General features: G+C 75.5%; 11 protein-coding genes and 1 pseudogene. 5 read left to right on the forward strand and 7 right to left on the reverse strand.

All coding sequences use genetic code 11. The features are described from left to right. Positions 1-31 precede the first annotated feature (31 nt). The 3 genes and pseudogenes from AF335_RS00820 to AF335_RS00830 all read left to right on the forward strand — a co-directional run bounded on the left by AF335_RS00820 (position 32) and on the right by AF335_RS00830 (position 4,939). Entirely contained in the window at positions 32-1,090 is a 1,059-nt protein-coding gene (locus AF335_RS00820) for an AAA family ATPase (protein WP_102916316.1), read from the forward strand. Beyond that, complete coding sequence (locus tag AF335_RS00825; protein ID WP_102916317.1) at positions 1,090-2,460, forward strand: DUF58 domain-containing protein; 1,371 nt, start codon at positions 1,090-1,092, stop codon at positions 2,458-2,460. The genes AF335_RS00820 and AF335_RS00825 overlap by 1 nt, the downstream gene beginning before the upstream one ends. Continuing rightward, positions 2,457-4,939: pseudogene (locus AF335_RS00830) on the forward strand (transglutaminase TgpA family protein). Before AF335_RS00825 ends, AF335_RS00830 begins: the two are co-directional and overlap by 4 nt. 87 nt (positions 4,940-5,026) lie before the next feature. On the opposite strand, the gene AF335_RS00835 reads toward AF335_RS00830, so the two are convergent. From AF335_RS00835 to AF335_RS00845, 3 genes are all read right to left on the reverse strand, one after another. Further along, on the reverse strand, positions 5,027-5,431 hold the full coding sequence (locus tag AF335_RS00835) for a DUF3040 domain-containing protein (protein WP_102916318.1): 405 nt from the start codon (positions 5,429-5,431) through the stop codon (positions 5,027-5,029). A 239-nt stretch (positions 5,432-5,670) separates the two neighbouring features. Then, positions 5,671-6,435, reverse strand: coding sequence for a methyltransferase (locus tag AF335_RS00840; RefSeq protein WP_102916319.1), 765 nt, complete (start codon positions 6,433-6,435; stop codon positions 5,671-5,673). 406 nt (positions 6,436-6,841) lie between these two features. After that, on the reverse strand, positions 6,842-7,288 hold the full coding sequence (locus tag AF335_RS00845; RefSeq protein WP_102916320.1) for an SAV_6107 family HEPN domain-containing protein: 447 nt from the start codon (positions 7,286-7,288) through the stop codon (positions 6,842-6,844). A 168-nt stretch (positions 7,289-7,456) separates the two neighbouring features. Between AF335_RS00845 and AF335_RS00850 the strand changes: the two genes are divergently transcribed. After that, positions 7,457-8,071 (forward strand): TetR/AcrR family transcriptional regulator, encoded by a 615-nt coding sequence (locus tag AF335_RS00850; protein ID WP_102916321.1) that lies wholly within the window; start codon positions 7,457-7,459, stop codon positions 8,069-8,071. Between the two features lie 448 nt (positions 8,072-8,519). Next, the gene (locus AF335_RS00855) at positions 8,520-10,043 is read left to right on the forward strand and encodes a phytoene desaturase family protein (RefSeq protein ID WP_102916322.1); all 1,524 of its coding nucleotides are present in this window, start codon (positions 8,520-8,522) and stop codon (positions 10,041-10,043) included. A 25-nt stretch (positions 10,044-10,068) separates the two neighbouring features. Here the strand turns inward: AF335_RS00855 and AF335_RS00860 are convergent, their stop codons facing one another. From AF335_RS00860 to AF335_RS00875, 4 genes are all read right to left on the reverse strand, one after another. Further along, a complete protein-coding gene (locus tag AF335_RS00860) occupies positions 10,069-11,079 on the reverse strand; it encodes a hypothetical protein (protein ID WP_102916323.1) in 1,011 nt (336 codons plus the stop codon). 41 nt (positions 11,080-11,120) lie between these two features. Further along, on the reverse strand, positions 11,121-12,038 hold the full coding sequence (gene metF / locus AF335_RS00865) for a methylenetetrahydrofolate reductase [NAD(P)H] (protein ID WP_087928477.1): 918 nt from the start codon (positions 12,036-12,038) through the stop codon (positions 11,121-11,123). A gap of 143 nt (positions 12,039-12,181) precedes the next feature. Then, positions 12,182-12,841 carry a thiamine phosphate synthase gene (gene thiE, locus AF335_RS00870; RefSeq protein ID WP_102916324.1) on the reverse strand — a complete coding sequence of 220 codons (660 nt, stop codon included), beginning with the start codon at positions 12,839-12,841 and terminating at the stop codon, positions 12,182-12,184. A gap of 125 nt (positions 12,842-12,966) precedes the next feature. Beyond that, entirely contained in the window at positions 12,967-13,332 is a 366-nt protein-coding gene (locus AF335_RS00875; RefSeq protein ID WP_095584097.1) for an Rv2175c family DNA-binding protein, read from the reverse strand. Between the last annotated feature and the right edge of the window lie 119 nt (positions 13,333-13,451).

Genomic DNA, 13,451 nt, shown 5'->3' on the forward strand with positions numbered 1-13,451 from the left:
CCCGGCCAGCAGGAGGGCCGAGGAGGGCCGGGTGACGACCCATGACGAGCGAGCGAGCCTTGGGGATCCCCCCACGCGAGCGGAGCCGAGCGTAGGGGGAGATCTGATCACCACCGCCGAGCGGATCCGCAGGGCGGTGGAGAGTGTGATCGAGGGCAAGCCGGAGGTCGTACGCCTCTCGCTGACGGTCCTGCTCGCCGAGGGCCACCTGCTGATCGAGGACGTGCCGGGGGTGGGCAAGACGATGCTCGCCAAGGCGCTGGCCCGGTCCATCGACTGCTCGGTGCGGCGCATCCAGTTCACCCCGGACCTCCTGCCGTCCGACATCACGGGCGTGAGCGTCTTCGACCAGCAGCGGCGGGACTTCGAGTTCAAGCCCGGCGCGATCTTCGCCCAGATCGTGATCGGCGACGAGATCAACCGCGCCTCGCCCAAGACCCAGTCGGCGCTGCTGGAGTCGATGGAGGAGCGGCAGGTCACCGTCGACGGCCACACCTACGAGCTGCCCGGCCCGTTCATGGTGGTGGCCACCCAGAACCCGGTCGAGATGGAGGGCACCTACCCGCTGCCCGAGGCGCAGCGCGACCGCTTCATGGCCCGCGTCTCGATGGGCTATCCGAGCCCCGAGGCCGAGATGCGGATGCTCGACACCCACAGCGTCGTCGACCCGCTGGACGACCTCCAGCCGGTGGCCCACGCCCATGACATCCTCAAGCTGGTCGACGCGGTCCGCACGGTGCACGTCGCCGACTCCGTGCGCCGCTACGCGGTGGACCTGGTCGCCGCGACGCGCCAGCACCCGGAGCTGAGACTCGGCGCGTCGCCGCGCGCGACGCTGCACCTGGTGCGGGCCGCGAAGGCCGCGGCCGCGCTGGCCGGCCGGGAGTACGCCCTGCCCGACGACGTCCAGGCACTGGCCGTCGCGGTGCTCGCGCACCGGCTGCTGCCCACCGCGCAGGCCCAGCTCGGCCGCCGCACGGCCGAGCAGATCATCCTCGAGCTCCTCCAGCGCACCCCCGTGCCCGATCCGGCCGCGCAGCACCGCTGGGCGTCCAACGGCCACCAGCCCCCGGGCGCGCGGAGGCTGTGATGGACCGGGGGGAAGGCGCCCCGGGGACCGGGGGGCGCGAGCCGGGCGGCGGTTACTTCCACGGCCTGGGGGCGGCGCTCGGCGGGCTGACCACCCGCGGCCGCTCGTTCCTGGCCGCCGGCGTCGCGGCGGCCGGCTGCGCATACGTCCTGGGCCAGTCCGACCTGCTGCGGGTGGGGCTGCTGCTGGCCGTGCTGCCGCTGGTGTGCGTGCTGGTGCTGCACGGCACCCGCCACCGGGTCACGGGCAGCCGGCGGCTGACGCCCGCCCGGGTGTCCATGGCCGCCGAGGCCCGGGTGCACCTCCGGATCGACAACGTCTCGCGGCTCCCCACGGGCCTGCTGATGCTCCAGGACCGGGTGCCGTACGTCCTGGGACCCCGCCCCCGCTTCGTGCTGGACCGGGTGGAGCCCGGCGGCCGGCGCGAGGTGGCCTACCGGGTCCGCTCCGAGCTGCGCGGGCGCTATCCGCTCGGCCCGCTCCAGCTGCGCCTGACGGACCCCTTCGGCATGTGCGAGCTCACCCGCGGCTTCAGCGCGTACGACACCCTCACGGTCGTCCCGCGCGTGGACCCGCTGCCCCCGACCCGCCTCGGCGGCGAGGCCACCGGCTACGGCGACGGCCGCGCCCGGTCGCTCGCCCTGGCCGGCGAGGACGACGTCATCCCGCGCGGCTACCGCCACGGCGACGACCTGCGCCGGGTGCACTGGCGCTCCACCGCCCGCCACGGCGAGCTCATGGTGCGCCGCGAGGAGCAGCCGCAGCGCGCCCACTGCACGGTGCTGCTGGACACCCGCGGCGTCGGCTACGAGGGCGTGGGCCCGGACGCCCCCTTCGAGTGGGCGGTGTCCGGGGCGGCCTCAGCCGCCGTCCACCTGCTGGAGCGGGGGTTCGCCGTGCGGCTGCTGACGGACACGGGGAGCTCGCTGCCCGGCCCGGACGGCGGGGGCGGCGCCCATGACGCCTCGGACGCGGCGGGCCTGCTGCTCGACGCCCTGGCCGTGGTCGACCACTCCGCGGGCGACGGCCTGTCGCCCGCGTACGACGCGCTGCTCCGCGGCGGAGAAGGGCTGCTGGTGGCGTTCCTGGGCGGGCTGGACGACCGGGAGACGGCCGTGGTCGCGCGGATGCGCGGGCGCAGCCGGGCGGCGGTGGCCTTCGTGCTGGACCCGGCGGCCTGGGCGGCGGACGCCCGGGCCCACGACCCGCGGGCCCGGCAGGCCGCCGAGAGGCGGCTGCGGGTGCTGCGCGAGGCGGGCTGGACGGCGCTGTCCGCCGCCCCGGGCGCCTCGCTGCCCGAGCTGTGGCGGCTGGCGGGCGGCCCGCCGGGCACCGCGGGCGCGGCGGAGCAGCCGGGAGGAGCCGCGTGAGCGGGCGGATGCGGCTGGCGGTGTGCGCCGCGCTGGCCACGCTGGCGGCGGCCTGCGCGCTGCTGCCGCTCGTCGAGCGGACGGCCTGGATCCTCCAGGCCGCGCTGCTGCTGGCCGTGCAGACGGCGGTGGGGGTGCTGGGCCGCCGGATGCCGCTGGCCCGGCCCCTGACGGTGGCCGCGCAGGCCGTGGCGGGACTGCTGCTGCTCACCGTGGTCTTCGCCGGTTCCCAGGCGGTCGGCGGGCTGCTGCCCGGCCCGGACGCCTTCCGGGAGTTCGGGCAGCTGGTCCAGGAGGGCGCCGAGGACGTCGGCCGGTACGCCATCCCCGCCCCGGCGACGACGGGCATCAGGCTGCTGCTGGTCGGCGGCGTGCTGGTGGTCGGCCTGATCGTGGACGCCCTGGCGGTGACGTACGGCGCCGCCGCCCCCGCGGGCCTGCCCCTGCTGGCGCTCTACTCCGTGGCGGCCGGGCTGGCCAAGGACGGCACGGACTGGCTGTGGTTCCTGGTGGCGGCGGCCGGCTATCTGGTGCTGCTCCTGGCCGAGGGCCGGGACCGGCTGGCCCGCTGGGGCCGGGTGTTCGGCGGCGGGCCGGGCGGCGCCGGTTTCGCCCCGGCGGGCGCCGTGCCCGCCCCGGTCCGCACGGGCCGGCGGATCGGCGCGCTGGTGCTGGGCATCGCGCTGGTGGTGCCGGCCGTGCTGCCCACGATGGACAGCGGTCTGCTGGACTCCCCCGGCCGGGGTTCCGGGGCGGGCGCCGGCGACGGCGGGGTCACCTCCGTCAAGCCGCTGGTCGCGCTCCAGGACAGCCTGAAGCAGCCGGTGAACCGCGAGGTGATGCGCTATCGCACCTCCACGGCGAACAGCCGCGACCTGTATCTGCGCATCGTCGCCCTCGACCGGTTCGACGGCTCCTCGTGGCGGTCCTCCGAGCGGCGGCTGACGGAGCTGCCCGACGAGCTGCCCGCCCCGGCGGGGCTCGCCCCAGACGTCCGCGCGGATCTGGTCAACACCTCCGTCGCCGCCTCCGGTTCGTACGCGCAGAACTACCTCCCGCTCCCCTACCCCGCCGAGCGGGTGCGCGCCGAGGGCCGGTGGCGGTACGAACCGGAGGGGCGCGCCCTGGTCGGCGACCGCGGGCAGACCACCCGGGGCCTGCGCTATCAGGTGTCGAGCCTGCTGGTGGAGCCCACGGCCGAGCAGCTCACGGAGGCGCCCGCGCCGCCCACCCAGGTGCTCCGCGAGTACACCGCGGTGCCCTCCTCGCTGCCGTCGGTGGTGGCCAGGACGGCCCGGGAGGTGACGGCCGGCTCGGCGAACGCCTATCAGCAGGCGGTGCGGCTCCAGGACTGGTTCGCGGTCGACGGAGGCTTCCGGTACGACACGGAGGTCGAGTCGGGCACCGGCGGTCAGGCGATCGCGAAGTTCCTGAAGGACAAGCGGGGCTTCTGCGTCCACTACTCCTTCTCGATGGCCGCCATGGCGCGGACGCTGGGCATCCCCTCCCGGGTCGCGGTCGGCTTCATGCCGGGCACCCCGCAGGCGGACGGCTCGGTGTCGGTCGGCTCCAAGGACGCGCACGCCTGGCCCGAGCTCTATTTCGAGGGCGCGGGCTGGACCCGCTTCGAGCCGACGCCCAGCCGGGGCTCGGCGCCCGAGTACACCGTCTCCCAGCGGCCCTCCGCCGCCGACCCCGGGGTGCCGAGCCCGGCGCCGGCCCGCTCGGCGCCCGCCGCGCCCCCGTCGGCGGACGACCGCTGCACGGCCCGGATGAAGAAGCTGGAGGGCTGTGTGCCCCCGCCGCAGCAGGCCGGCGGCGGAAGCACGGGCACCGGCGGGCCCGGAGCGGGCGCGCTGGCGGGCATCGCGGTGGCCGTCCTGGCCGTGGCGGCGCTTCCCCTGCTGCCGTTGCTGTGGCGCAGGCGGGTCCGTGCCCGCAGGCTCGCGGACACCGCGCCCCGGCGGCGCGGGAAGGCGGCCCGGGCGGCGGAGGCCGGGGCTCCGGGGCCCGAGGGGCCCGGCCGGGCCGGGGCGGGGGACGCCGTCGTGGCGGAGCGCACCCTGGCGGCCTGGCGGGAGCTCACCGACTCCGCCTGGGACTACGGCATCCCGCCCGACGAGGCCCGGTCGCCGCGGAGCGCGGTGGAGCGGATCGTCCGGCTCGGGGAGCTGGACGGGCCGGCCGCCGAGGCCGCGGGCCGGGTCGCGACGGCGGTCGAGCAGGTGCTGTACGCGCCCCGGCCCCGGCCGGCCGGCGGGCTGGCGGCCGAGGTCGGCGACGTCCGGGCCGGGCTGCGGCCCGCGCGGGGCGGGGCGCCCGGCTGCGGGCGGCGCTGGCGCCGCGCTCGGCGGTCCGGGTGCTGTGGGAGTTCTCCCGGCGCCGGGAGGCGGCGGCCGCACGGCTGCGGACCGGCCGGGCGTCGGCCCTCCGCCGCCGGGTGGGGGCCGCCCTGCGCCCGGCCCGGCAGCGCGGCTGACGGACCGTCAGGCAATAGGGAAGAGAAACGGCGTGGGGCCGGGACATCCGTCCCGGCCCCACGCCGAAAGGCATGGTCGCGGAAGGCTCAGTGGCCCTGCTCGTCGCGTCGGCGCTGCCAGCGCTGCTCGATGCGGTCCATCACGGTCCGGCGCTGCCGCACCTGGCCACGGCCCGGGCCCCCCAGGGGACCGGCGGCGCCGGGCTGGGCACCGGGCCTCGGGGCCTTGCGCCAGCCGGTCACGGCCAGTGCCGCGCACCCCAGCATCACGAGGAAGCCCACCACGCTGATCCAGTACTGCCCCGGAATCATCACGCCGGTCATGAGGAGCGCGATGCCCACCAGAAATCCGGCGACCGCCTGGTAGACCCGTCGCCGGGTGTACGTGCGCAGGCCGCTGCCCTCGAGCGCTGTCGCGAACTTGGGATCTTCGGCGTACAGCGCTCGCTCCATCTGCTCGAGCATGCGCTGCTCGTGCTCCGAGAGCGGCACGGAGTCCTCCTACTCGTCGGTCGCGGGGGGCGACCGGGGTGCGACCCTTTCAAGGATAGGCAGGGAATCGCCCCCGTGAAACCCGCCCCTCTGCGCCAATCCGCCCACCGCTGCCGGCCTGGCGATCGGTGGTGTCGAGACGTACATTCCCGCTCCGCCGATACGCCATGCCGGACGGTGTCCCCCGATCATACGGGGCGAAGCGGCTGATCGGGTGGCCTGTGACCTACCGCGCGCGGTCAGCCACGCTCGGCCAGGACGTGCAGTTGAGTGGCCACGGAGTGGAAGGCCGGGAGCTCGGCCGCGACGGCCTCCAGCTGGAGCAGGGCGTCCATGGCGCCGGGCTCGGCGTCGAGCAGCACACCCGGCACCAGATCGGCGAAGACGCGCACGCCGTGCACGGCCCCGACCTCCAGACCGGCCCCGGTGACCAGTGCGGACAGCTGGTCGGCCGTGAACCGGCGCGGGACGGGGTCGCCGGCGCCCCAGTGGCCCGTGGGGTCGGTGAGGACCTGCTTGGCCTCGGCGAAGTGACCGGCGAGGGCACGGGCCAGCACGGCGCCGCCCTGGCCCGCGGCGAGCAGGCTGAGGGTGCCGGAGGGGCGGAGCGCCTCGACGACACTGCGGACGCCCTCGGCGGGGTCGTCCACGTACTCCAGCACGCCGTGGCACAGGACGGCGTCGTAGGCACCGCGCTCCACCACGTCGAAGAGGCCGTGGGTGTCGCCCTGGACGCCGCGCACCCGGTCGGCGACACCGGCCTCGGCGGCCCGGCGCTCCAGGGCGAACAGGGCGTTGGGGCTCGGGTCGACGACGGTCACGCGGTGCCCGAGGCGGGCGACCGGCACCGCGAACTTGCCGGAGCCGCCGCCGGTGTCGAGGACCTCCAGCACACCGCCGGTATCCCGCCCGGTGGCCTTGACCCGGCGGTCCAGGGCGTCCTTCAGGACCTCCCAGACCACGGCGGTACGGAGGGACGCCCGGGGGCGCAGCGGGTCTGACACGGCGGGTGGCTCCTCGACAGTGCGACGAAAGGGTGGAACGGCCGGACAGCCGACGCGGACGCCCGGCTGACCTGGGCGTGCGGCTCCCAGCCTAATGGGCTGGACCAAGCGCTCCGACGACCGCTCGCCGCGGTGGCGGGACCGGATCAGTGTGCGGGGGAACGGGGGCGAGCGACAGACCGCCTCCGCGGGTGGGGGGTGAGGCGGGTCTGTCCCCTACCCGCCCCTTCCCGTAACCGGGGGCAAGCCCCCGGGCCCCCTTTCCGCGCTGACGCGCGGTGTCCTCAAACGCCGGACGGGCTGAAATTCAGCCCGTCCGGCGTTTGAGGGCATTCGGGAAGGGGCGGGGTGGGGAAAAAGCCCCGCGCAACGGCAACCCGCACCCACCCGCCACCGCCACCCGATTTCAGCCCGCCTCGCGCGGCAGCCGCCGCTGTCCCACCAGATCCGCCTCGACCAGACGCAGGAACACCGCCGCGTCCCGCAGCAGGTCGTCCGCCTCGCGGGGCGTCGCCGCCGAGGGGATGCCCGCCTCCGCGCGGGCGCGGCGGGCCGCGCCGGAGGCGAACAGTGCGCTCCATTCGGACAGTTCCGGCGCGACCTCCGAGAGGTCCTCCCAGGCGCTGCGGATCCGGCGGCGCCGGGCCGGGGCCGCCGGGCGGCCGCGGACGGCGAGGACCGCGGCGGCCGTGCGCAGGGCGGCGAGGTGCGCGGTGGCGTACCTCTCGTGGGGGGCTTCGAGGGCGGCGGCCGCCACCAGGCCGTCGTGCGCCTGGGCGAGCAGATCGAGGGCCGCGGACGGGGCCGCGGCGGGGCGCGGCACGGGACGGACGTCGCTCGCGCTACGAGCCATGACGAACCTCCTTCGTCGGGGCGGGCCACCGCGCGGAGGCGGAGCCGCCAGCTGCCCCCATCGTGGCGCATACCACTGACAATCGGCCTGAGCTGCGTGAACGCTCAAGACGGCGCATGGAGTTGACGGCAGCGCCGGCGGCCGTGCGGCGGCAGGGAGAATCGGTTCATGGACAGCAGCAGCACGCGCCGCCGGAACACCCGGCGGAAGCTCTTCGAAGCCGCGGTCACCCTCATCGCCGAACAGGGCTTCTCCTCCACCACCGTGGACGAGATCGCCGAACGGGCCGGAGTCGCCAAGGGCACGGTCTACTACAACTTCGCCAGCAAGACCGTGCTCTTCGAGGAGCTGCTGCGGCACGGCATGGAACTGCTGGCCGACTCCCTGCAGCAGGCGGCCGACGAGATGGCCGAGCGGGGCGGCGGCCGGGTGGACGCCCTGGACGCGATGATCCGGGCCGGGCTGGACTTCATCGCCCGCTACCCGGCGCTGACCCGGCTGTACGTGGCCGAGCTGTGGCGGACCAACCGGGCCTGGCAGCCCACGCTGACCCAGGTGCGGCGGCGGACGGTCGCGGTGATCGAGTCGATCCTGCGGGAGGCGGTGGCGGCGGGCGAGCTGAGCCCGGAGGTCGACATCCCGCTGACGGCGTCCGCGCTCTTCGGGATGGTGCTGGTGGCGGCCCTGGACTGGCAGTCCTTCCAGCCCGAGCGGTCGATCGACGACGTGCACGCGGCGCTCTCGCGGCTGCTCCAGGGGCGGGTCGGCGGCGTCGCCCGCTGAGCGCTCCGCCGGCACTCCGGCGAGTCATCCGCGGGTGCGTCGTGGCCGGCCGCGCGGTTCCCCGCGCCCCTTCGGGGCGCTGCTGAAAGGCACCGGACTTCGCCGAGCCGGCTCAGCCGCCGGGACGAGGCCGCTGAAGGGCCCGGACCCGGGGCGCTGTCCCGGCGCCGACCGATCCCCCTCGGCCGACCCCGGAACAGCGTTCCCCCGTGTTCCCCCGAGCCCCGTTTCCGCGGGGCCCCCGTGCTCCCCCGGTCACGTCGGGAGCCGCGGGCCGTTCCGCCGCCCCGTGTCGGCGGTACGGGCACCCGCGCCCCTTCCGTGGTCACCACTCTCCCCCGCCGGACGGCGCGGACCATCCGTGCGGCTACTCATCTCCTCCTCTGAGTACGTGTACTCACGCCTGAGCGTTCAACCCCATGGGATCCCGCCGGATAAAGTCGCACCCATGGCACGGATTGCGGTGATCGGCGCCGGGATGGGCGCGATGGCAGCCGCCGCCAGGCTGGCCGTCGCGGGCCACCGGGTGGCGGTGTACGAACGCGCTGGGACGCACGGCGGCGGGGTCGGACGGCTGGCGAGGGAAGGTTTCGCCTTCGACACCGGGCCGGGGCTGCTGCACCTGCCCGCGGTCTACCGCGACCTGTTCGTCAAGACCGGCAAGGAGTCCCTGGAGCGCAGCGTCGAGCTCGTCCAGGTCGACCCGGCGAGCGGCCACGTCTTCGCGGACGGCACGGCCTTCGCGCTGCCCAACGCCTCGCGGGCCGGCGTGGTCCGGGCCCTGGACGAGGCGGTCGGCGCGGGTGCGGGCGAGCGCTGGAGCGAGCTGGTCAACCGGGCCCGCGAGGTCTGGGACGCGACCCGGCGGCCGCTGCTGGAGGAGCCGCTGCGGGCCGGGCCCGCCGCCCGCGAGGCGCTCGGCCGGGACCCCTACCCGGCGGTGCGCGGCCGCGGCCTGTTCCGGCGGAAGGCACCCGTCACGCTCGCGTCCGTCGCCGGCCGGGAGCTGAAGGACGCCCGGCTCGTCGCCCTCCTGGAGAGCCACGCCCTGGCGTACGGGCTCGACCCCCGGCGGGCGCCCGCGAGCGCGACGGTGCTGCCGTATCTGGAGCAGACCTTCGGCAGCTGGTACGTGCGCGGCGGGATGCGGGGCCTCGCCGACGCCCTGCACGCCCGGTGCGTGGCCCGGCGGGTCGAGTTCCGCTTCGACGCGGAGGTGGTGCGCGTCCTGACGGAGGACGGCCGGGCCGCCGGGGTGGAACTGGCCGGCGGCGAACGGGCCGAGGCGGACATGGTGGTGGCCGCGGTCTCCCCCGGCCGCCTCGCCGCGCTCGCGCCGGGCGCGGCCGGCGGGCTGCCGCGCTCCGGCGGCCCGGTGCCGCCCGGCCGGTTCTCGGTGTTCCTCGCGCTCCGGGGCGGCCGTCCCGAGGGCACCGCGCACCGCACCGTGGTCCACGCCCCCGACCGCGGCGCGGAGTTGGCGGAGGTCTTCGACGAGGCGCGAGCCGGTGGCGGGTGGCGCTACCGGCCGACCGTGACCGTGCTGCGCCCGGACGACGCGGGCACCCGCCCGGACGACGGGCACGAGGCCGTCACGCTCACCGCGACCGTCGCGCCGCACGGCGCCGTGGACTGGACCGACGAGCGGATCGCCACCGACTTCGCGGCGCGGCTGACGGAGGCCGCGGAGGCGGCGGTTCCGGGCCTGCGGGAGCGGCTGTTGTGGCGGGAGGTGCGCACACCGGCCGACACGGAGACCGCGACCGGAGCCGAGGGCGGCGGGATCCCCGCGCCCGTACTGGCGGGCGCCGAGGGCGCCTTCCTACGGCCGGGGAACACCACGGACGTCCCGGGCCTGTACCTCGCGGGCGGTTTCGCCCACCCCGGCGGCGGGCTGGCGCACGCCGGGATGTCGGGCGCGATGGTGGCCGGGCTCATCGTGGACGGGGCCGGCTGGCGGGGCTCGCAGTGAGCGGGGCGCCGCCGGCGGGCCGGGGTCAGTAGCGGTACTGCTGCCCGTCGTGGCCGGGCAGCTGCTGCGGGTGGTACGGCTGCTGCGGACCGCCGGGCGGCGGCGGGTTGTCGCCGTCGCGCTGCTGGGGCACCCACACACCGCCGGGCGGGGTGTCCATGTCGTACTGCTGCGACTGCGGCTGCTGCTGCCCGTAGCCGTCCGCGGCGTACCCGCCCGTTCCGTACTGCTGGGGGTAGGGGGTGTACTGCCCGAAGGCGTCGTAGTTCTCGTAAGCCTGCGGGCGGCTGCCGATGTACGGGTCCGAGTACGCGGCGTACTGGCCCTGGCCCTGCCCGTAGGAGGGGTCGGGGGCCTGCCCCGCGTAGGCGTCGTAGCCGGTGAAGCCGGCGGCGTCCGGAGCGGGCGCCTCCGGGGCGTGGCCGGGGTCGCCGTAGCCCCCGTAGGCGCCGCCCTGGACGCTCGGTGCGGGGGCGAAGCCATCCGGCTGATCCGTCCGGTCGCCGCCGTACGGAGCCTGGCCGAGGCCGGTCGCCGGAGGCGTGCCGGGCATCAGGTCCGGGCCGGCGCCGGGCTCGGGGAAGGACAGGTCGAGGGCGGCCGTCTCGTCGAGGGCGGGCGCGGCCGGCGGCTCCGCGGCCCGCTCGGCCTTGCGGCGCCGTCCGGCCCTCGGCGCACCCGCGCCGGAGGGCTCGTCGTCCGAAGTCCCGGACGGGACGCCGCTCTTGCCCCGCTTGCCCTTCCTGCCCGGCTCGTCCCGGTCGCCCCGATCGTCGCTCTTGTCGCGGCGGAGCGACCAGCCGGTGGAGAAGCCCCGCCGGAAGGAGAGCGTCACATAGGTCTGCCCGACCGCGAAGGCGATCGCGCCCACGGCGATGACCACCACGGACGGGATGACGACACCGGCGACCACGCCGAGGAAGCCCACGAAGGCGAGGAGCCGCCAGCGCAGCCGCGCCTTGTACTGCAGCAGCACCTCGCCCAGCAGCCAGAGCGCGACGACGCCGAACGCGATGTAGAGGACCGTCCAGCCCATTTACGCCCCTCTCGTTCCGGCTGCCGCACCCGGAACAGCCGTCAGGACCGCTGGTGCAGCCCCAGATTCTCGTAGATTTCCAGCGTCGCCGTGGAGTGGTTCAGGGTAATGAAGTGCAGACCCGGAATCTCCTCGGCCATCAGGCGCGCGCACAGCTCGGTGGCGTACTCGATCCCGATCGAGCGTACAGCGGCCGGATCGTCCTTGACCGCGAGGATCCGCTCGGCCAGCTCGGGCGGGAAGGCGGCATTGCTGAGCTGGGCGAAGCGCTCGATCTGGCGGACGTTGGTGACGGGCATGATCTCGGGGATGATCGGGGTGTCGCACCCCGCCGCCGCGACCCGGTCGCGCAGCCGGAGGTAGTCCTCGGGGTAGAAGAACATCTGGGTGATGGCGAAGTCCGCCCCGGCCCGGCACTTGTCCACGAAGTACCGGACGTCCGTCTCCCAGTCGTCGGAGCGCGGGTGCATCTCCGGGAAGGCGGCGACGCCGACGCAGAAGTCGCCGGACTCCTTGATGAGCCGGACGAGGTCGGCGGCGTAGCGCACGCCCTCGGGGTGGCGCACCCACTCGCCCATGGGGTCACCGGGCGGGTCGCCGCGCAGCGCGAGCATGTTGCGGATGCCGACGTCGGCGTACTGGCCGATGATGTTGCGCAGCTCCGCCGTCGAGTGGTTCACCGCCGTCAGGTGCGCGACGGGGGTGAGGGTGGTGTCGGTCGCCATGCGCTCCGTCACCCGCACGGTGCCCTCGCGGGAGGAGCCTCCGGCGCCGTAGGTCACGGACACGAAGGTGGGGCCGACCGCCTCGATCCGGCGAATGGCGTTCCACAGGGTCCGTTCGCCCTTCTCGGACTTCGGGGCCGCGAATTCGAAGGAATACGACCGCTCGCCTGAGGCGAGCAGCTCACGCACCGTACGGGCGTGGTCTGTCCTGGTGGAGGCTGTGCCAAGGGCCATACTCGCAAGTTAACCAGCGGGCCGGGGGCACACCCAAGCACGCGCTTCGATATGCCCGATTCGCCGGGCTCCCGTCCAGCACCTGGACAGGACGTGTGTCAGGTCACGGACCGGACGCGTGCGCACACGGGCCGGCGCGCGCCTCAGGCCGAGGCCGCCCGCTCCCGGACACGCCGGGCGAGCGACGCGGCGGCGGCTCCCGGGTCGTCGGCCTCGGTGATCGCGCGGACCACGACGATCCGGCGGGCGCCGGCGTCCAGCACCTCGTCCAGATTGCCGGCGTCTATGCCGCCGATGGCGAACCAGGGCCGCGCGGGGGCCAGGGCGGCGGTGTGGCGCACCAGGTCCAGACCCGGGGCGTGCCGTCCCGGCTTCGTGGGGGTGGGCCAGCAGGGGCCGGTGCAGAAATAGTCCACGCCGGGCTCGGCGACCGCGGCGGCCACCTCTTCCTCGGCGTGCGTGGAGCGGCCGACGAGCACGTCCGCGCCCAGCACGGCGCGGGCGGCGGGCACCGGGAGGTCGCCCTGGCCCAGGTGGAGCACGTCGGAACGGATGGCGTGGGCGACGTCCGCGCGGTCGTTGACCGCGAGGAGCCTGCCGTGGCGGCGGGCGGCCTCGGCGAAGACCGCGAGGTGCTCCAGCTCCTCCCCCGCCTCCATGCCCTTGTCGCGCAGCTGCACGATGTCCACGCCCGAGGCGAGCACCGCGTCCAGGAACTCCGGCAGGTCGCCCTGGCGCTTACGGGCGTCGGTGCACAGATACAGCCGGGCGTCGGCGAGCCGCTCGCGCGCGGTGACGGACATCGGGTGTTCTCCCCCGGGTCGGCGGCGTACGGGCACGGGGGCTCGGCCCCCGCGCCCGTACGCCGGACGGTTTTCGCGGTCGTTCTCTACGGGTGTCGCACGCGTCTACGGCGCCGCCGGGCGGGTCAGACGGCCAGCGCCTGGGCGCGGCGCTTCACCTCCGTGCCGCGATTCTCGCGCAGGGCCTGCGCCGGGGTGCCCGGCAGGGTGGGGTCGGCGGTGAAGAGCCACTCCAGCATCTCCTCGTCGCTGAAGCCGTCGTCCCGCAGCAGGGTCAGGGTGCCGGCCAGCCCCTTGACCACCTTGTCGTCGCCGATGAAGTCGGCGGGCACCATGAGCACTCGGTTCTCGCCACGGCGCACCGCGATCAGCTGGCCCTCCTTGACCAGCTGCCGGACGCGCGTCACCTCGACGCCGAGCTTTTCGGCGATGTCGGGGAGGTTGAGCCAGGCGGGGACGAGAGCATCGATCTTTGCGTCAATCTCGGTCACGGGACAAGCCTGCCATCTGGGACTGACAGTCGGTAGCCGGGTTGACCCGACCCGGCGTCAGCGGGTCGTCAGGGAACCCGCCGGAAACCGGTCGGCGACGACGCCGGAACCCCCGAGGG

The sequence above is a fragment of the Streptomyces eurocidicus genome (assembly GCF_002891295.1).
GTDB classification, from domain to species: domain Bacteria; phylum Actinomycetota; class Actinomycetes; order Streptomycetales; family Streptomycetaceae; genus Streptomyces; species Streptomyces eurocidicus.